16 protein-coding genes and 2 pseudogenes are annotated in these 18,788 nt (G+C 68.9%); 12 read left to right on the top strand and 6 right to left on the bottom strand.

Annotated elements, in window-relative coordinates; all coding sequences use genetic code 11:
* Positions 1 to 35 precede the first annotated feature (35 nt).
* The 3 genes from ACFV7R_RS28400 to ACFV7R_RS28390 are packed head-to-tail and all read left to right on the top strand — an operon-like array spanning position 36 to position 3,194.
* Entirely contained in the window at positions 36 to 1,403 is a 1,368-nt protein-coding gene (locus ACFV7R_RS28400; protein ID WP_385268400.1) for an ABC transporter substrate-binding protein, read from the top strand.
* Positions 1,400 to 2,362, top strand: coding sequence for a carbohydrate ABC transporter permease (locus ACFV7R_RS28395; RefSeq protein ID WP_385268398.1), 963 nt, complete (start codon positions 1,400 to 1,402; stop codon positions 2,360 to 2,362). Before ACFV7R_RS28400 ends, ACFV7R_RS28395 begins: the two co-directional genes overlap by 4 nt.
* Entirely contained in the window at positions 2,352 to 3,194 is an 843-nt protein-coding gene (locus ACFV7R_RS28390) for a carbohydrate ABC transporter permease (RefSeq protein ID WP_385268396.1), read from the top strand. The genes ACFV7R_RS28395 and ACFV7R_RS28390 overlap by 11 nt, the downstream gene beginning before the upstream one ends.
* A gap of 61 nt (positions 3,195 to 3,255) precedes the next feature.
* On the opposite strand, the gene ACFV7R_RS28385 is transcribed toward ACFV7R_RS28390, so the two are convergent.
* Positions 3,256 to 4,275 carry a LacI family DNA-binding transcriptional regulator gene (locus tag ACFV7R_RS28385; protein ID WP_385268394.1) on the bottom strand — a complete coding sequence of 340 codons (1,020 nt, stop codon included), beginning with the start codon at positions 4,273 to 4,275 and terminating at the stop codon, positions 3,256 to 3,258.
* 2,149 nt (positions 4,276 to 6,424) lie between these two features.
* Between ACFV7R_RS28385 and ACFV7R_RS28380 the strand changes: the two are divergent.
* Positions 6,425 to 6,517: pseudogene (locus tag ACFV7R_RS28380) on the top strand (IS5/IS1182 family transposase); the annotation flags it as partial.
* A 12-nt stretch (positions 6,518 to 6,529) separates the two neighbouring features.
* Here the strand turns inward: ACFV7R_RS28380 and ACFV7R_RS28375 are convergent.
* From ACFV7R_RS28375 to ACFV7R_RS28365, 3 genes are all read right to left on the bottom strand, one after another.
* Positions 6,530 to 7,726, bottom strand: coding sequence for an amidohydrolase family protein (locus tag ACFV7R_RS28375; protein WP_385268392.1), 1,197 nt, complete (start codon positions 7,724 to 7,726; stop codon positions 6,530 to 6,532).
* A gap of 462 nt (positions 7,727 to 8,188) precedes the next feature.
* The gene (locus ACFV7R_RS28370) at positions 8,189 to 9,160 is read right to left on the bottom strand and encodes a hypothetical protein (protein ID WP_385268390.1); all 972 of its coding nucleotides are present in this window, start codon (positions 9,158 to 9,160) and stop codon (positions 8,189 to 8,191) included.
* A complete protein-coding gene (locus ACFV7R_RS28365) occupies positions 9,157 to 9,855 on the bottom strand; it encodes a hemerythrin domain-containing protein (protein ID WP_385268388.1) in 699 nt (232 codons plus the stop codon). The genes ACFV7R_RS28370 and ACFV7R_RS28365 overlap by 4 nt, the downstream gene beginning before the upstream one ends.
* Before the next feature lie 71 nt (positions 9,856 to 9,926).
* Between ACFV7R_RS28365 and ACFV7R_RS28360 the strand changes: the two genes are divergently transcribed.
* The 8 genes and pseudogenes from ACFV7R_RS28360 (at position 9,927) to ACFV7R_RS28325 (ending at position 16,639) form a co-directional block, all read left to right on the top strand.
* Positions 9,927 to 10,574, top strand: a complete 648-nt coding sequence (locus tag ACFV7R_RS28360; protein ID WP_385268386.1) for a TetR/AcrR family transcriptional regulator — start codon at positions 9,927 to 9,929, stop codon at positions 10,572 to 10,574.
* A 357-nt stretch (positions 10,575 to 10,931) separates the two neighbouring features.
* Positions 10,932 to 11,741, top strand: coding sequence for a nitrilase-related carbon-nitrogen hydrolase (locus ACFV7R_RS28355; RefSeq protein ID WP_385268384.1), 810 nt, complete (start codon positions 10,932 to 10,934; stop codon positions 11,739 to 11,741).
* Positions 11,738 to 11,920, top strand: coding sequence for a hypothetical protein (locus ACFV7R_RS28350; RefSeq protein WP_385268382.1), 183 nt, complete (start codon positions 11,738 to 11,740; stop codon positions 11,918 to 11,920). Before ACFV7R_RS28355 ends, ACFV7R_RS28350 begins: the two co-directional genes overlap by 4 nt.
* Positions 11,921 to 12,660: 740 nt before the next feature.
* Positions 12,661 to 13,878: an NAD(P)/FAD-dependent oxidoreductase gene (locus ACFV7R_RS28345; protein WP_385268380.1), complete on the top strand. Its 1,218-nt coding sequence runs from the start codon at positions 12,661 to 12,663 to the stop codon at positions 13,876 to 13,878.
* Positions 13,879 to 14,084: 206 nt separating this feature from the next.
* Positions 14,085 to 14,558: a carboxymuconolactone decarboxylase family protein gene (locus tag ACFV7R_RS28340; RefSeq protein ID WP_385268378.1), complete on the top strand. Its 474-nt coding sequence runs from the start codon at positions 14,085 to 14,087 to the stop codon at positions 14,556 to 14,558.
* Between the two features lie 731 nt (positions 14,559 to 15,289).
* On the top strand, positions 15,290 to 15,907 hold the full coding sequence (locus tag ACFV7R_RS28335) for an SUKH-4 family immunity protein (RefSeq protein ID WP_385268556.1): 618 nt from the start codon (positions 15,290 to 15,292) through the stop codon (positions 15,905 to 15,907).
* Between the two features lie 244 nt (positions 15,908 to 16,151).
* Positions 16,152 to 16,340: pseudogene (locus ACFV7R_RS28330) on the top strand (DUF4158 domain-containing protein); the annotation flags it as partial.
* Between the two features lie 80 nt (positions 16,341 to 16,420).
* Complete coding sequence (locus ACFV7R_RS28325; protein ID WP_385268566.1) at positions 16,421 to 16,639, top strand: hypothetical protein; 219 nt, start codon at positions 16,421 to 16,423, stop codon at positions 16,637 to 16,639.
* Positions 16,640 to 17,019: 380 nt separating this feature from the next.
* Here the strand turns inward: ACFV7R_RS28325 and ACFV7R_RS28320 are convergent, their stop codons facing one another.
* Positions 17,020 to 17,181 (bottom strand): DUF6233 domain-containing protein, encoded by a 162-nt coding sequence (locus tag ACFV7R_RS28320; protein ID WP_385268376.1) that lies wholly within the window; start codon positions 17,179 to 17,181, stop codon positions 17,020 to 17,022.
* 702 nt (positions 17,182 to 17,883) lie between these two features.
* Positions 17,884 to 18,765: an SDR family oxidoreductase gene (locus tag ACFV7R_RS28315; protein ID WP_385268374.1), complete on the bottom strand. Its 882-nt coding sequence runs from the start codon at positions 18,763 to 18,765 to the stop codon at positions 17,884 to 17,886.
* Positions 18,766 to 18,788: the final 23 nt, after the last annotated feature.

Genomic DNA, 18,788 nt, shown 5'->3' with positions numbered 1-18,788 from the left:
ATTCCCCATCCCACCTCCGAAACAGGAGCGTGCGCATGCTCCAGCACGGCAAAGACGCCGGGCTCCCGGCTCCTCCCTCACGCCGCCGATTCCTGACCGCGCTGGCCGGCGCGGGCGCCGCCGCCGCGGCCCCCGCCCTGCTCACCGGGTGCGGCACCGCACAGGCGAAGGACGGCCCCCTGCAGTTCTGGAACTTCTACGGGCCGCAGCGGTCGCCCGACCCCGCGGTCAACGCCCAGTCCAAGTGGTTCGTCGACCTGGTGGACCGGTGGAACGCCACCCACAAACGGCAGATCGAACTGGTCTACCTCCCGCAGCCGACCTACCTCAACGGCTTCAAGGTGCCGTCCGCCTTCGCCACCGGCCAGGGCCCGGACATCTTCCTGCTCAGCCCGGGCGACTTCCTGCGCTACTACAACGGCGGCATCCTCGCGGACCTCACCCCGCACATGGAGAAGGCTGCCGTCGACGACTTCGGCACCGCGCTCGACAGCCGCAAGGTCGACGGCAAGGTCTACGCCCTGCCGATGGAGATCGAGCCGCTGGCGATGTTCTACGCCGTCGACGCGTGGGAGAAGGCGGGCCTGTCCGAGGCCGACATCCCCACCACGTGGGACCAGATGCTCGACATCGGCGACAAGCTGCGCACAAAGACCCGGGCCGGCTTGTGCTTCGAGACCAACCCCGGCTACTACCAGAACTTCACCTGGTACCCGTTCATGTGGCAGGGCGGCGGTGACGTCCTCGACAAGCAGGGGAACGTCGCCTTCGACTCGCCCGGCGCCCGGCAGGCCCTGCAGTTCTGGCAGGACGCGGTCCGCCACGGTGTCACCCCGCGCACCCTGCCCGCCGCCGGCGACGTCATCAGCGCCTTCAAGGCGGGCAACGTCGCCATGTGGCAGCAGGGCATCTGGCAGGTGGCGAGCTTCAAGGCCTTCGCCCCCGACTTCCGGTACGGCCTCTTCAAGCTCCCCACACCGCCCGACGGCACCTACACCACCGCGCTGGGCGGCTGGTCCTTCTGCGCCAACGCGCAGGGCCGCGACCCGGACGCGGCGGCCGAGTTCTGCGCCTGGGCCCTCGGTTCCATGAGCGACGAGTCGGTGGACCGCATGGTCGACTGGTGCACCGTAGCCAAGACCGACATCGCTCCCCGTTCCAGCGCGCTGGAACGGGGCGCCGCCAAGGGCGGATACGACTCCGTGGCGATGAAGCAGTTCAAGGACGAGATCGCCCCGGCCGGACGCGCCGAGCCGCGCTACCCACCCGTCGTCTACAAGGCGATCTCCGACGCCATCCAGGGCACCATGCTCGCCGGCCGCGGCGTGGCGAGCGAGACCGAACGAGCCGCCGAAGCCATCGCGGCCTACACCAAGAGCTACAAGGGGGCGAGCCTGGTATGAGCAGCATCGCCGCGAAGGACCGTACAACTCCGGCCGTACCGGCGGCCCGGACATCTGCGCCACCCCGGTCGAGAACGAGCCGTGAGCGGCGCGAGTGGCTCGCCGCCGGCCTGTTCCTGGCCCCCGACGCCCTGGGCCTGCTGATATTCGTCGGCATCCCCATGGTGCTGTCGATCGTGCTGAGCTTCTTCCAGGTCAGCGGATTCGGCTCCTACGAGTGGGTCGGGCTCGGCAACTACGAGCGCATGATGAACGACCCGTTGTTCTGGGACTCAATGAAGGTCACCGGCCTGTACGTGGTGATCCTCGTCCCGGTGCTGTTCTGCGTCAGCCTCGCTCTCGGGCTCCTGGTCAAGCAGAAGCTCCCCGGCATGGGCGCCTACCGGACCCTGCTCTTCCTGCCGTACGTCATCAGCCTCGTCGTCGTCGGCCTGCTCTGGAAGTTCCTGCTCGACGAGCAGGTCGGCGCGGTCAACCGGAGCCTGAGGGCACTCGGGTTCGAGGGGGAGTCCTGGCTCGGTGACCCCACGCTCGCCCTGGGCTGCCTCATCGCCGTGATGGTCTGGGTGATGATGGGCTACTACATGATCATTTTCCTGGCCGGGCTCCAGGAGATCCCCAAGGAGTACTACGAGGCCGCGAAGATCGACGGCGCCGGGCCGTGGACCACGTTCCGCACCATCACCTGGCCGCTGCTGCGCCCCACCAGCTTCTTCGTCCTGCTGATGTCGACGGTCGCCGCCATCACCGGCGGCCTCGACCTGGTCTTCGTGCTCACCAACGGTGGTCCCGCCAACGGCACTTCACTGGCGATCTTCTACATCTACCAGCAGGCATTCGGATTCGGCGAGTACGGCTACGCCTCGGCCATGGGCTCGTTCCTGGTGCTGATCATGGTCATCTGCTCCGCGGTGATCTTCAGGTTCACGAGAGGCGGGAGGTTCGACGATGGCGAGTGAAGCGAACACGGTGGGCGGCCGCCGCCGGCTCTCCGGGCGGGCCGGCCTGACGGCGCTGGCCGTCGTGGTGTCGGTGATCAGCGTTCTGCCCGTCCTGTGGATGGTCTCCGCGGCCTTCAAGACCCGCTCGACGGTGACCGACGGCAATCTCATCCCCCGTGAATTCACCGTCGACAACTTCGTCTACGTCTTCACCGAGGTGCCGTTCGTCCGCTACCTCTGGAACAGCTTCTTCATCTCGGCCGTCATCACGATCGTCGCGCTGCTGTTCCACTCCATGGCCGCGTACGCGCTGGCGCGACTGAGGTTCCCGGGCCGGGAGAAGATCTTCCTGGCGATCTTCTCGACGCTGCTGGTCACCGCGCCCGTGGTGCTGATCCCGCTGTTCGTCGTGGTCCGTGAACTGGGCCTGCTCGACAGCTATGCAGGACTGATCATCCCCGCGATCTTCAACGCCTTCGGCATCTTCCTGCTGCGCCAGTTCTACCTGGGGCTGCCCAAGGAGCTGGAGGAGGCCGCGGTCCTCGACGGCTGCGGACACTGGCGGGTCTACTGGAACATCGTGCTGCCGATGTCCCGGCCGATCCTCTCCGCCTTGGCGGTCTTCTTCTTCCTCGCCAACTGGAACGCCTTCGTCTGGCCGCTGGTCGCCACCAACGACCAGAGCCTGACCGTGGTCCAGCTCGGCATCGCCTCGTTCCAGACGCAGTACGGCTCCAACTGGAACTACATCCTGGCGGCGGCGACCGTGGCCGCACTCCCGATGCTGGCGCTGTTCTTCGCCTTCCAGCGCCAGATCGTGGAGTCCATCAAGACGTCGGGCATCAAGTAGCGCGCACACAAGGGAGGCCGCCGGTTCGCCACCGGCGGCCTCTTCCGCTGTTCGGGCCCGGTCAGCCCTCCGTGGGACCCGCCGTGCTCTCCCGCGCCCGCAACGTCGTGCGCAGCACGACCGTCTGCAACAGCCCCGCCGTTCCCGCCATCCGCGCCAGCAGCAGCTCACAGGCCGTCCGCCCGAGGTCGTACGACGGCAGCTCGACCGTCGTCAGCGAGGACCCCGTCAGCGCCGCCCACGGAACATCACCGAAGGACAGCAGCCCCACCCCGGGTGGCGTCCGGCCGGCCTCGCGCAGCGCCTCCAGCGCACCCACGGTCATCAAGTTGTTGGCGACGAACACCGCATCCGGCGGCTCGGGCAGCCGCAGCAGCTCCTCCATGGCGGCCCGGCCGCCCTCCACCCGGAAGTCCCCGTACCGTACGTACGCCTCCCTGCGGGCCGGGTCGCCGAGGTCACCGCCGAGCTCGCCGTGCAGCGCCGACCGGTAGCCGGCCAGACGTTCCTCGGCCGTGGACGCCCCGGCCGGTCCGGTGATGCAGGCGATGCGCCGGTATCCGGCGCGCAGGAGATGCCGGGTGGCGACCTCGCTGCCGTGCTGGTTGTCCACCATGACGGCGTCGATGTCGGCGTCGTGCGGACGGCGGTCGACGGCCACGACGGGCATGCCCCGGTCGAGCAGCGGGCTGAGGTCGGTGCGGTCGCGGGACGCCGCGGCGACGATGACGCCCGCCATGTGCTCGCCCAGGGCGATGTCCAGGTAGCGGCGCTCCTTGTCCACGTCCTCGTCGGAGTTGCACAGGACCACCGACATGCTGGTGCGCTGGGCCGCGTCCTCGACACCCCGGGCGAGCGACGTGAAGAAGGGGTTCTCGATGTCGGGGATGATCAGGCCGATCACACTCGACTGCTGCTTGCGCAGGGACCGCGCGAGGCGGTTCGGGGAGAAGCCCAGTTCGGCGGCGGCCTGCCGCACGGACTCGGCGCGGGCGGCCGTGACCTTGCCGCCGTTGAAGACCCGCGACACCGTCGCCGGCGAGACTCCCGCGGCACGCGCCACGTCCTGAATCGTCACCACTGTCGTGTCCACACCTTTCGTCCGCCGGGCAGAGCGCTGTCACGCCAGCGCGTTCACCGTGGGTTCTTTGACTCTACCCGGGTTTGAAAAGGGTTTCTCACGGTCGGGGCACTGCTGCGGTCATGGAGCCAAGATCCGGCCGATCTCCGGCCAGGTGCATACCGCGTCCTTTCCGGCCTAATCGCCTTGTTTTCCAGGGTGGTTGACGCTCATGAGGCTCTTTAGTAGCGTGCGCTGAAATCGATTTCGGCTACTGGATCGACCCTCACCGGGAGCACAGTCCATGAACAGAGCCGCCCCACCCTTCAGACCGGCCAGGAGTGCGGTCCGTGCACTGGCCGCGGTCTTCCTCGCACTCAGTACCGCGCTCACCGCCGTACCGCCCAGCTCGGCCGCGGACACCGCACCCCGCGCTGCCCTCGCGGCCGGTTCCCCTCCGGCGAGCGACTTCTTCTCGACCGTCTCCGTGGATCCCGCAGCCACCGTGGGTGCGCCCGCGGTCGGCGACAACCAGAACCACGGGGACCTGTGGCCCAACTGCTGGGCCGACGACGACAACGTGTACACCGCGTACGGCGACGGCGTCGGCTTCGGCGGCGACTACAGCGACATCGGCGTCGCGAAGATCTCCGGCATGCCCGGCGGCCTGACCGGATCGCAGCTCTCCACGGACGTCAGCCAGATCTGGAGCGCGGGCCACAACCGCAAGCCCACCGGCATGGCCTGCGTGAACGGTGACCTCTACCTCGCGGTGCAGGACCTGGCGATGGACTTCAACGACGCGCCCGCCGCGACGATCGCCAAGTCCATCGACAAGGGCCGCACCTGGACCTGGAACCGCAACGAGCCGATGTTCGGCGGCGGCGTCTTCACCACGGTGATGTTCCTGGACTACGGCAAGAACTACGCCAACGCTCCCGACGACTACGTCTACGCCTACGGCCTGGACCACAACTGGCGGGACTCCTTCGACAACACCGTCCCCGACCCCGTCGACCTGTATCTGGCCCGCGTCCACAAGTCCTCGATCATGGACAAGAACGCCTGGCAGTACATGGCGGGCTCGGACGCCTCGGGCAACCCCGTCTGGTCCCCGGACATCTCCCGGCGGCAGCCCGTCCTCCACGACGACCGGCACATCTACCAGGACGTCTTCACCGCCGGCCGGGCGCGGGACATGACGGTCCTCAGCCAAGGCGGAGTGGTCTACAACAAGCCGCTGAACCGCTACATCTACACCTCGTGGACCGAGTACACCTTCGAGTTCTACGAGTCGCCGACCCCGTGGGGCCCCTGGAAGCACTTCGCCACCAAGGACTTCGGCGGCTATCCGTGGACCCACACCAAGCACGGCGGCTACGCGACCACGATCCCGTCGAAGTACATCAGCGCCGACGGCAAGTCGATGTGGCTCCAGTCCAACGTCTGCCCCTGCGGCGGCGGTTACCCGCACGGCGACCACTGGGCGTACACCTTCTCCCTGCGGAAGATGAGCCTGGAGCCCCGCCGCGAGACCACTCCCGGAAACGCGGCCGACCCGGCCCGCAACCTCGGCCGGGAGCCCGGCACCGTCCCGGTCCAGCGGGCCACGCACTTCGGCAAGGACGCCTTCTACGCCGACGGCAACCGCGACCAGAACGAGGACGACTGGAACGACGAGCACAAGGGCGCCAGTTGGTGGGGCTACACCTGGCCGCGCGAGTACATGATGAACAAGGTCGTCTACACGACCGGCGACATGTTCCCCGACGGCGGCTGGTTCGCCGGTGACCTGCGCGTGCAGGTCCGGCGCGACAACCAGTGGGCGGACGTCTCCGGTCAGCGCATCGGCCCCGCCTACCCGTACGACAACACGGCCGGCGCGCACCGCACGTACACCTTCTCCTTCGACCCGACCGCGGGCGACGGGGTCCGTATCATCGGCCGGCCCGGCGGCGAGAAGACCTTCACGTCCATCGCCGAGCGGGAGGTCTTCTACGGCAACGCGGGCGGTGTGATACTCGGCGGCTCGCCGACCGACGTCACCGGTGACGGCAAGGACGACGTCGCCAGCTTCACCGCCGACGCGACGTCCGACGTCCGCGTCGCCCTGTCCAACGGCGCCGGCTTCGCCCTCAAGGGCGTGTGGCACGACGTCGTCTCGGGCCCCGGCGCGTACCCCTACGTCGGCAACACCACGGTGATCGCCGACGGCGGTTACCGGGGCACCGGCCTGGTCATCCCGTACCGCCGCGAGCGCGGCCCCCGACCCTGATCAGCGCACGCGGATACCGGCGCGGAAGACTGCCTGCACGTCCAGGACGGCTGCAGGGTCATACATGGGGTTGCCGTTGACGACCAGGAGGTCGGCGTCGGCACCGGCGGTGATCCGGCCCTTGCGACCCTCCACACGGCACAGGCGGGCTGCCAGACTGGTCATGGAGATCAGCGCGTCCAGCGGCGCCACGCCCAACCGGGCCAGGTCGGCCACGCCGTGGGGGAGGACGTCGTGAGGCTTCCAGGGCGCGGTGCCGGCGTCCGATCCGATGACGACGTTGGCACCCTGCTTGTGCAGATTGCTGTAGGCGTCCAAGACGGCATTGACATGGGCGGCCATGACATGTGCGGCCATGGCCTTCGGCGGCCTCACGGCCTTGCCGGGGGCCAGGCCCAGCGTCAGGCTGACGAAGGTTCCCTTCCTCACGATGGCGTCGACGAGGTCGGGGTCGGGGGTGATGCCGTCACCGGTGAGGAAGGAGACGTGCTCCAGGCTGTCGACGCCCGCTTCCACGGCGTCCCTGATGGCCTGGACGCCGTGGGCGTGGGCGGCCACCGGCAGCCCGAGGCGGTGCGCTTCGTCCACGACGACACGCAGGTCCTCCAGGCCGTACTGTGACGCGTGCGGTGGCACGGAATCCGGTGTCATGTGGCCGCCGCTGGCCATGATCTTGATGACGGCACAGCCGCGTGTGTGATGCTCGCGGACAGCGGCGCGGAGCGATTCGACGCCTTCGACCTCGCCGCCGAGGAAGTGGCAGTGGCCGCCCGGTGTGGTCAGCGGGGGGCCCGCGGGGAGGATCTCCGGCCCCAGCTCCGGGTGCTGGGCCATCTCCTCCACGAGGGCCAGCGAGAGGTAGCCGCGGTCGCCGAGGTCGCGCACGGTGGTGATGCCGGCCAGCAGAGCGGACCGGGCCGCGGCCCGCATGTGCGCCAGGAGGTCGCTGTCGGAGGTAGAGGCCAAGGAGGTTACGGGGTCTGGACCGGCGTCGAAGGCAAGGTGGACGTGGGTGTCGATGAGACCGGGCAGCAGGCAGGCCGAGGGGCCGAGGTCGATCACCTCGGTGCCGTCAGCGGGCAGCGCGCCGGTGCGGTCCACGCGCAGGATGCGGTCGCCCGAGACGTGCACGGTGGCGGGACCGGACAGGCTGAAGCCGTCGAACATCGAACCGGCGTGTACAGCAAAGGAATTCATCAGTATTTCTCCGATCGGAAAGTGCGTGTCAGGTGTGATCAGCCCCGGGACAGGAATCCCGCGCCTTCGACAGGTGGTGCAGCGCGGTGGTCGGCTCCGCGGCGCCGGCAGTCAGCGGGCCAGCGCGTCAGGTCGGTGAGGTGGCCGGCTACTTCTCGTCAGTTACTCGGACGACGTCAGATGTGACCTGTTCAGGCAGGTGCGGAAGATGCGTGCCTGGCAGGAGCTGGTCGACTCCTGCCGGGCACCGGGTAGTTCGGGCACTGTCAGCGGTGCAGCAGCAAGTGGGGTGCGCTCTCAGGACGGTGCCGACGTCGAGCGCACCGCCGTTGGGGGGCCGGGCGTCGGGCGGGTGGCGTCGAGATTCCGTGGGTGGGCGGAGATGTCGCCGGCCGTCAGAGGTGCAGCTCTGCCGGCCGTCAGGGCTCTCGGCATCGCGGGGCGGCCCCGTGGCCTTCCATGTCAGCCCACCCGGCCGCGGGCGAGGTTCTGCAGGCGGGCAGCCGTGCCGTCACGACGGGCACGCCACAGCCCGTACTTGGCCAGCAGGCCATTCGAGACCGTCAGGAGAGTCTTGTTCGGTGGCGCGGCCAGTCCCTTGGACGTGTGGGGGGCGTAGCGGGCACTTTCATCGGTGACGGTCAGCCAGCCGGTGAGCGTTCGCATGCCCAGCCCGACGCACTGAGGCCGGAAGGCGTGGGCGAGGAACCCGGCTCTGCGCCCGCCCGGCGGCAACAGTCCAGGGGGCACGTCGAGGTGCAGTCCCGCGTCGTCGTGTCCGGTGACCGCCACCGGGACGATGACGGGGAAGCCGTCTGCGCCGCGGTAGGCCAGCAGCCGGTGCGGCAGCCCGCCGATCTGCCGCGCGAGCGCGGCGAGGTCGACGCGCGGGCCGGTACCCTTCCTCGGCGGCCTCTGCGCGGTCGGTGCCTTCGGCCAGGCGGCGCCGGTGACCGTCATCGCGCCGCGGGCTGCCGGATCGGGCCAGAGGGCGACGCGCTCGACCCCGACGTCGACGAAGACTCGCTCCTGGTGGTACTCGCGCAGTAGCCAGTCCCATATCGGCCCACGCCTGGTCTCCCCGAGGAAGAGCTCAGAGGCCCGCATCAGCTCCGCCAGGCGCTGCGGCGAGGGGCGCAGGTCGACCGAAGCGGTGCCCTGCGCGAGCACGTACGAGCTGCCTGCGGCGAAGCCGTGCTCACGCGTGTGGTAGGCGAGTGCCACGTGCGGGTCCCGCAGGATGCGCTCGAGCTTCTTGGGGAAGCCGAGCGAGGTGGTGAAGCCGACCCGGCCCGCCTCCCGGTCTGCGAGGCCTACCGGCGAGACGCTGGTGACCACGGCACCGTCGGCCGGAGTGACATAGGCGACCGCAACCGTGAGGTCGCCCCTGATCACGGCGTCCGCGACGTCTGGCCACCGGACGGCGGAGGTCATGAGCCGGTCCCGCGCAGGATCCGCAGGTCGTCCGTCGCCTGCAGGCGCATGGCGGCAAGGAGCGGGCGCGCCGGCTCCGGCAGGCCCGCGAGCACCAGTTCCACCTCCGCGGGCGTGCCCACCTCGTCGAGGAAACCGACCATCAGATGTCCGGCCACCGGCGGCGTGGTCGCGATCACCCGCTGCGCGAAGTCCTGCCACTCCGCGGGGCTGAGGTGGTCGCGGAGCGCGGGGAAGAGGAGCGGCTCTTCGTGGGCCAGGTGGTCGTGCACCGTGTCGCGCACCGCGACGGCCGCGTCCCGCAGCGCGGTCCGGGGGCCGTCCGCCGCGCCGCCGCCGAGGCCTGTGCCGACGGCCTCGTCGGGCCCGCCCTGAACCTCGTCGCCGCTCAGGTTCACCGCGGCCAGCAGGTCGAGGGCGGCGTCCAGCCGCTCGTGCTCCTCGCTCAGCGCGCCGAGCCCGGGCTGCGTGGCCGGCTGCGCCGCAACGATCCGCGGCCACAGGTCGTTGTCCTCGGTCTCGTGGTGGTGGCGCAGGTTGGCGACGAGGAAGTCGCGCAGCTGCGCCAAGGCGGCGAGCGGCACCGAGGGGCGAACGGCCGCCTCGGCCAGCAGGGTGGTGGCAACCCGGTGGACCTGGTGGGCAAGGCGGGTCTCGATGACCGCGACAGATTCCTTAGAATGATTTATAGTCACAGTATCGAACATATTCATTAGAAGTGACTATTGTCAATAGTCACTCCTTGTGCGGGAGGTAAGATGCGTGGGTGACCACCCGGAAGTACCATTCCCCCCGCCGCAACGACGCGGCTGCCGCGACGCGTGAGGCCGTCCTGAGCAGCGCGCACACGCTCTTCCTGGCCCGCGGGTATGCCGGGGTCACCATCGGGGAGATCGCGGAGGCGGCGAAGATCGCCGTCCCGACCGTGTACAGCAGCGTGGGGAACAAGCCGGGCATCCTGACGGCCCTGCTGGAGCCGGCCCTGACCGACCCGGCCATCGCCGACAACCTCGCCGCCGTCGAGGCCAGCGACGACCCGCGCACCGTGATCGAGGTGACCGCCGAGGGCACCCGGCTCACCCACGAACGCCACTGGGACCTCGTGTACGGGCTCTTCTACCGAAACCCGCCGGGCGAACCCGCCGTCCAAGCGGTCCTGGACAGGGGAGCCGACGACTACGTCCAGGCCCTGACCCGTGTGGCTGACCGCCTCGTGGCGCTCGACGGCCTCCGTGCCGACGTCTCCCACGCGGAGGCCGTCGACATCCTCTGGTTCCACCTCGGCCCGCACGCCTGGATGACGCTCGTCGGCGAACGTGCCTGGCCGTTCGACCGCGCCCAGGCCTGGATCGCCCGCTCCGCCTGCCAGGCACTGCTGAAGGACTACGACCAGGGTTCAATTGGGCAGCGATAGCCGGCCTTGCAGCACGTCGCTCGCGTCGCCGGACCGGCGTCTCCACCCGCGCCCGTTCTTGCCTTCAGTGGCTTGTGGAAGTGATCCGCGCTGAACCCTCGGCCTCTTTGGCAGGCGTAACACCGCGAAGCGCACAGTCAGTGCATGCGGAAGGGGCCTTACGGTGACTGTCGTACGAGCCGCCGCAGTACAGATCAGCCCCGTGCTCTACAGCCGGGCCGGGACCGTGGAAAAGGTCGTGAAGAAGATCCGCGACCTGGGGATGCAGGGTGTCCAGTTCGCGGTCTTCGCAGAGACCGTCGTTCCCTACTATTCCTACTTCACTATCCCTACTTCTCCTTCGTGCAGCCGCCTTACATGATGTCCAAGGAGCACTTGCGCCTGCTCGGGGAGGCGGTGACCGTTCCGTCCGCCGAGACCGACGCGCTCGCCAAGGCCGCCCGAGAAGCGCAGACGGTCGTCGCGATCGGTGTCAACGAGCGTGACGGCGGCACCATCTACAACACGCAGCTGCTGTTCGACGCTGACAGAGCGCTGATTCAGCGTCGCCGCAAGATCACGCCGACCTACCACGAGCGCATGATCTGGGGCCAGGGTGACGGGTCGGGTTTGCGCGCGGTGGACAGCGCCGTCGGCCGTGTCGGCCAGCTCGCCTGCTGGGAGCACTACCTTCCACTGGCCCGCTATGCCCTGATCGCCGACGGCGAGCAGATCCACGCCGCGATGTACCCCGGCTCCTTCGGCGGCCAGCAGTTCGCCGACCAGATCGAGGTCAACATCCGCCAGCATGCACTGGAGTCGGCCTGCTTCGTTGTCAACGCCACCGCCTGGCTCGATACCGGCCAGCAGGCGCAGATCGCCAAGGACACCGGCGGCCCGGTCGGCGCGATTTCCGGCGGCTTCTTCATCGCCATCGTCGATCCCGAAGGCCGCATCTTGGGGGAGCCGCTCACGTCCGGCGAAGGTGAAGTCATCGCCGACCTGGATTTCGCGCAGATCGACGTGCGCAAGCGCCTGATGGATGCGCGCGGACACTACAGCCGCCCGGAACTGCTCAGCCTGCAGATCGAACGCACGCCGGCTCCCCCCGTCCATGAGCGCGCCGGCCACGGACGGGCCCAGACCGTTCGTGTGACGGAAGAGGGTCGCTCCTCCGAGAGCGAGTGAGCTGTTCCCTGAGCCGACAGGTCCCTTGTGCAGCCGGTGTCCTGCTCGTCGGCGAGGCCGAGCCGACGTGGGAGAAACCGTTCATCATCGACCACGTCGTCGCCGGCCCCAGCGATACCACGGCCCTGTTCGCGGTCGGCCGCACGCTCGCAGAACGGTACGACCTGCCGGTGTCCTGACCTGGAACGAGTGGTACCTCGTCCCCACGGCCCGGCTCGCCCGCGCCCTCGGTCCCCGACCGCCAACCCGCCCGAGGTGATGCAGACGTGCCGGAACAAGGCCACCGCGCGCACCCTCTTTGCATGCCACGGCGTCCCGTCCGCCGCGCCGATGACAACCCGCTCGCTGCTGGATTCGGGGCTCGCCACCATCTGGTCCAGGCCGTACTCGTTCTTCGCGCTCTGGAAGCATTCCTCGATCTCCGGCGACATCCGGCCGGGCAGTAGTGCCCGTAAGACCGGCACGGTCTCGTGTCGCCCATCACGACAACAGGGGGCGCGGCAGACTCTGGTACCTTCTGGAATTAAGAGCATATGCTCTTAATGGGATCGTCTGCGCGACCCCGTTCCCCTACGCGGATGCGAATGCGCGATCTTGTCCCGTTACAGAGAAGGAGACCGACCGATGGCTGCCAGTCACCTCGTCCTCATCGCAGGCGTGGGCGGCGTGGGCCGCAATGTCATCGAGCACCTGCGCTTGCAGGACGTGCCCGTACGCGTCATGGTCCGTCGGGACGGCGACCGCCATGAGGAGCCGAAGCGTTCTGACGGAAGGCGCTGGCCGAGCAGAGACTCGCCGACGTGCAGGCCGAGAACGACGCACACGCTCCCCACCGTGGCAAGACATGTTCGCCAGGCGCTGGGGTGCGACCAATCCTTTTCCCGCGCGGCATGACCGTGCCTTCCGGAGATGCATCCAGATGAAGAACATCCTGATCATTGGTGGTGGGTTCGCCGGTGTGTGGGCCGCCGCAGCCGCCGTACGCGCGGCACGCGCCCACGGCGTGCCGCAGCAGCAACTGCAGGTGACGGTGGTCAGCAGCGGTGATGACCTGGTGATCCGTCCGCGGCTCTACGAGGCCGATCCGCAGGTGATGCGTGTGGCGCTGGACCGGGTGCTCGGTCCGATCGGGGTACGGCGGATCGCCGCGACCGTCACCGACATCGACACCAACAGCCGGACAGTGAACGCGATCGTCCGAAGCGGCCGGAACACGGTGCTGGGCTATGACCGTCTGGTGCTGGCTGCCGGCAGCCAGCTCGTGCGCCCGGCGATCCCCGGCTCCGAGTGGATTTTCGACGTGGACACCCTGGATGCCGCCGCGGCCCTCGACCACCACGTGCGACGCCTGCCGCAGCGCCCGGCGACGGCCGGTCGCTTCACCGCAGTCGTCATCGGAGCAGGCTTCACCGGCCTGGAAATAGCCGCGGAACTGGTCGCCCGACTGCGGGAAGTGGCTGGCGACGCCGATGATGTACGCGTCGTTTTGGTGGAGCGCGCCGACGTCTTGGGCCCCGAGCTGGGCGAAGGTCCGCGCCCGCCCATCAGCTCCGCCCTGAGTCATCTTGGCGTCGAGCTGCGCCTGGGCAAGACGGTTGAGCTGGTCACCGACAGCGAGGTCGAGCTCTCCGACGGCGAACTGATCCCGTCCTCCACCGTGATCTGGACGGCCGGCATGGCCGCCAGCCCGCTCACCCAGTGCATCCCCGGCGAGCGCGACCGGGGCGGGCGACTGCGGGTGGACGAGTTCCTGCGCGTTCTCGGAGCGCCCGAGGTGTTCGCGACGGGTGACACCGCAGCGGCTGTCGCCGAAGCGGGACACACGGTGATGCAGAGCTGCCAGCACGCCATCCCGATGGGCAAGTTCGCCGGCCACAACGTGGCCGCCGATGTTCTCGGGCTGGACCTGGCGCCCTTCGCCCCGAATCCCTACGTCACGTGCCTGGACCTGGGGGCCGCCGGCGCGGTAGTCACCACGGGCTGGGACCGGACCGTCCAGAAGACGAGAGAGCAGGGCAAGGCGCTCAAGCGTCGGATCAACGCCGAATGGATCTACCCCCCGGTCGACGACGCCGATGCCATCCTCAAGCTCGCCGACTACCAAGGCAGCTGGTCCATGGAGGAGTTCTACGCCTGACCGGCGTGCTGGGGGCGAGCCGAAAGCTGCTCCGCGCACCGGCTTCGACCGGGCCCTGGTCCTTACCAGGCGGGAACAAAAGCGCGGTGAGAAGCTCGAAGACGTAATTCCCATTGCGCATCACCGCCGCTCGCAACAATGGCACAGATGAGGCGAGGCCGAGGCAGCCCTTATGGGTCGTCCGGCCACACGACGAGGAGGAACCCATGACTGAGTCAGAGACTGAGAAGCAACGCGTCAACATGGGAAAGCAGCACCCGACCAATTACAAGGCTCTTCTCGCCTTGTCGTCGGCGGTGGAAGAGACCGCCACCGCGGCAGGTCTCGACCCGCTCCTGGTCGAGCTTTTGAAAATCCGCACATCCCAGATCAATGGCTGTGCGTTCTGTCTCAGAATGCACACCCGCGACGCGCTCAAGAAAGGTGAGAACCCGGACCGGATCGCAGTGCTGCCCGCGTGGGAAGAAACAGGTTACTTCTCAGAGACCGACCGCGCGGCCCTACGTCTGACTGAGGCGATCGCCCGCGTGTCGGAAGGGCACGTGAGCGACGCGGACTACAACGCGGCCGCAGCTGTGCTCTCCGCAGATCAGGTCTCGGCGGTCGCCTGGCTGTCAACGCTGATGAACGCCTTCAACCGCGTCGCGATCACAAGCCGATACCCGGTCGCCGGCACCTGAACCAGCCTGTACGTGCCACAAGGATCGATGGCTCCCCGACCACGCTACGTACGGGCGGGGAAGCCGAGCTCCGACTGCCCAGCCCCTTGTGTGAGCGGTTTCCCCTGCGGCAAGCTGCGCCGAAAACGTACTGTCCTGGAGAGTGTTGGGCCGGAGCGCTAGAAGCTGTTGTCTTTCCGATCTTGAGTGGTGTCCGTCGAACGGGAGTCTCGATCGGGTGATCGCGGCTGGGGCCGGGCATGAGAACAGGGCCCCTTGGTAGCTCGGTAGCGTCAACCAACTCAAATAGCAGAAGGCCTTGTTGTCGCAGTTGTACGCTGCCAAGACCTCAAGTCCAGCTCGGTCACCGCGGGGTCATGCCCACCAGCGCACCTCCACAAGATCCTGTTGCGAGCTCGTAGAGCGAAGTCTCGGTTGGCGCATGATGCGCCGACGTCTGGCTCGCGACTCATAACGGACACGAGTGCCTTCTCATGCGCCGTTTCTGATGGCTGCACACCGCGCAGGACCGACTGGTTCGTTCAGGGGGGCATGCTGCTCGTCGGTCGGAGATGTGGAAACTCCATCCGTTCGATGCTTGGTACGAGGAAGTGGGAACATGCGTTTGAGGTGGCAACTCCGCGGTCGGAGCCGCCCGAAGCACCTCGATCCGCAACGCTGTTGTTGTGACCGCTTCCGTCCACCAAGAGTCCCATGGCGCCCATGCCGCCGCCGAGTTCGGAGTTCCGGCAGTGCTTTTCGACGTCACCCGCAGCGAACTCGCCGACATTTTCGGCGAGGACCGGCTCGCGACCCTCCCCGCCACCGCCTTCCCGCCCTCCACCGCGGACACCGAGGGCGCCCGCCTCCTGCAGACCGTCGGCGTCCCGACCGGGACGCTCTGGCTGCGTGAGCCCGACGAAAACTCCGGTCGGCTGCCCCTCGTCCAGGATGTCGTGGACGCCGAGGACTTCGAGGACGCCTCGGAGGAGGCGGGCGAATGGCCCGTCGTCGGCTGGCTGCTCAACGCCCACCTCGCCCTCGACCCCGGTTCCGGCAAGGTGCACGCCTTCGACGCCGACGAGGAGGCCGTGCGGGAACTCCACACGGACGTCTCCTCCCTCGTCCAGGTCACCCTCCGGTTCCAGCGCCTGCTCGAGGAGTTCACCTTCAGCGGTGACGACGGCGACGAGGAAGCCGACTTCGAGCGCCTGGAGCGCGAGGTCGAGCGTATCCGTCAGGAGACGAGCAGCATCGACCCGCTCCCCTTCCAGGACGACGAGACCGTCTGGTCGATGGTCGGCGAGGAGATCGCCGCAGGCCAGCGTTTCAAGGGCAACAGCCCGGGAATCCGCTCGCTCTACGGGTGATCGCCGGCCGATATCGCCCACGAACGGCGGTCTAATTGAACTCGTAGAGACGGCCCCGGAGTCCTAGCTCGGACACCAGCCGCAAAGTAGGTCTCGGACAGCCGGACGGGTCCCGTTTCCCTGTCCTGGGCGCCGTCGTCGGTCTGATCGAGTGATCGAGGCCAAAGGAGCGGGCGTGCGGCGAGAGTGATCGCCAGAGGAGCTGTTGGCGAACTGGACGTTGGTAGACGGCGACTGGGACCCGGTGGCGAACAAGAGCGTGAGAACCCGGCTCGGCTTCAGCCTTTTGCTGAAGTTCTTCGAGCTGGAAGGCCGGTTCCCCGATGTGCTGGAAGAGGGCCCGCCGGCCGCGGTGGAGTACGTTGCCGATCTGGTGAAGGTTCCGGCCACCGACTTCGCGAAGTACACGCTGGTCGGCCGGACTGCCGAGTACCACCGCAAGCAGATCCGCGAGGCTCTGGGGTTTCGGCCGTCAACGGTCGCGGACGAGAGGCGCTGGCCGAGTGGCTGGCCGTGGAGGTCTGCCCGGTCGAGCTGGTGGAGGACCGGCCGCGCGAGGCCCTGCTGGTCGAGTGCCGGGCCCGGAAGATCGAGCCGCCGGGCTGTACCCGGGGCGAGAAGGTACTCGTCGCGGGGCGGAGCAAGAGGGAGGAGACGTTCTGCGCCCGCACGATCGGCCACCTGGGCGAGACGGGCACGGCCCGGCTGCTGTCTGGTGGCCGAGGACAATGAGGCGGGTACCGCCCTGCTGGCCGCGCTCAAGCGCGACCCGGGCGCGGTCGGCCTGGACTCCCTGCTGACCGAGATCACCAAGCTCTACGACGTGCGCAAGCTCGGGCTGCCCGACGGGCACGGGCGATCAAGACGTACCCCTCCGACTTCCGCGACACCAGCGAGGGCGTACGGATCACCCTGCTCGCGGCGCTGTGCTCCTCACGCCCGGCGGAGATCACCGCCGCCCTGGTGGACCTGCTGGTCGCCCTGGTGTCCAAGATCAACGCCCGTGCCGAGCGGCGGGTGGAGAAGCTCTCTTCAAGCTGGCGACGGCGGCCGTCGACAAGCCGGACGAGGTCGTACGCCGGGCACTGTTTCCGGTGGTCGGGGGGATGACGCTACGCGAGCTGGTGGCCGAAGCGAAGGCGAACGGGAAGGCCTTCAAGGCCAAGGTCCGTACACCCCTTGATGCCGTCGGCCAGCGCGCGCAGGGCCTGCTCCCGGCTGATCCCCGCCGACTGCTTCCCTGCGGTCCAGCAGTCCCTGGCGTGGACGTACACCGAGTCCTGCCCGGGCAGGCCCCGCTCGGTCAGCCGGTCGGGGCGGGCGGTCGAGCCTGGACGCCGCGCTGCCGCTCCGTCTCCCCGCGCTCCTGCTCGGCGATCTCCTCTCGGACCCGCCCCTGGGCGAGCGCGAGGAATGTCTCGACCTTGCGGAGGTGCGGCAGGTCGGGCGATAGATCAGCGGCACGTCGTTCGCGCGTTCGATTGCGTGGGGTGGGGCGGGCGGCGGCATCGCAAGGGGGGCGAGCGCCGAGGAGACCACATGTCCGACGACCTGGAGCGGCTCACCTTCCTCAGCATCGCCCTCCCGCCCGCCTGGACCCCGCACCGTATCGCCCCACGCGCGGACTGGTGGCCCCCGCATCGACATCGTCGTCGACAACGCCGGGATCACCTGCCGGGGCGGCCTGCCCGAGTCACCTCAGCGAGCCCTAGCCCACCTCGACGTTCACTCATCGGCTCGTCCCACACGATGCGGGCCGCGTGTGCGTACGTGGTCGAGCAAGCAGGGCTGCGGACGAGTCGTCCTGACGACGGGGCGGCATGTCCGGCCTGGACAACAACCTGTCGTGCGCGGCAGCGAAGGCCTGGGGTGGCCGGGCTGCCCGCGGCGCGAAGCCGGCCGGCGAGTCGCACGGGATCATGGTGAACCTGATCGCGCCGGCAGCGGGAGGCCGGCTGCGCTGGTCCACCACGATGTCAGGGACCCGGCCCGGAGGCAGCACGGTCGGCCAGGCCACCCGCGCCGAGTGGTCCGGTGTATCGGAGAGGCTCCACGGCCTCCAGGCGGGGCAGTTCACGGCGCGACATACGCAGTACCACGGGTGGCAGGGCCGCACGCACCGGTTGGGTCAGGCGCAGCCACGCCGGCGCGTACACGGCCGTACGACGGCGCTCCAGGCCGCGGACCAGGCGGGCGGCGACCGTGTCCACGGGATACACCTTGCGGGCCGGCGCCGGCATGTGGGCGCGCAGTTCGCGTAGGACGGCGTGCCGGTCGGCGTCGCGGATCATGTCCGTGTCCGTCCAGTTGAGATAGGCGATGCCCACGCCGACCCCCTGGTGCGCCACCTCGGCCCGCAGGGTGTGGGCGAAGGCCTCGACACCTGCCTTGGAGGCGCAGTAGGCGCTCATCAGGGGGGCGGCGCCGATCGAGGCCAGTGAGGCGATCTGGAGGAAGTAGCCGGCCGTGTCGAGCAGGTCGGGCAGGAAGGCCCGGGCCGTGTGAGCGCTGCCGGTGAGGTTGACGTCGATCACGCGGCGCCAGGCGGCTGGGTGGGAGGCGAGGAAGGGGCCGCCCTCGGCGATGCCCGCGTTGGCGACCACGGCGGAGGGGGGTCCGAGGCCGGCGCGTACGGCGCGGGCCGCTGCGTCGAGCGCGGTGGGGTCGGTGACGTCGACCTCGACGGCCAGGGCCGGCCCCGGCAGGGCCGCGGCCACCGCGTCCATGGCGGCCTTCTCGTGTCCGAGCAGCGCCACCCGGGCGCCGCGCCGGGCGATCTCGTGGGCCAGTGCCGCGCCCAGGCCGCGGGCGGCTCCGGTGACAGCGACCGTACGGTCGGCCAGTGGGCTCGTGTGCATGGGCTGCCCTTCCTTCCCGGTTC

The organism is Streptomyces sp. NPDC059866 (assembly GCF_042731325.1).
GTDB lineage: Bacteria > Actinomycetota > Actinomycetes > Streptomycetales > Streptomycetaceae > Streptomyces > Streptomyces flavusporus.
The sequence above is the reverse complement of the archived record's forward strand: the minus strand, read 5'-3'. Positions and strand labels throughout refer to the sequence as shown.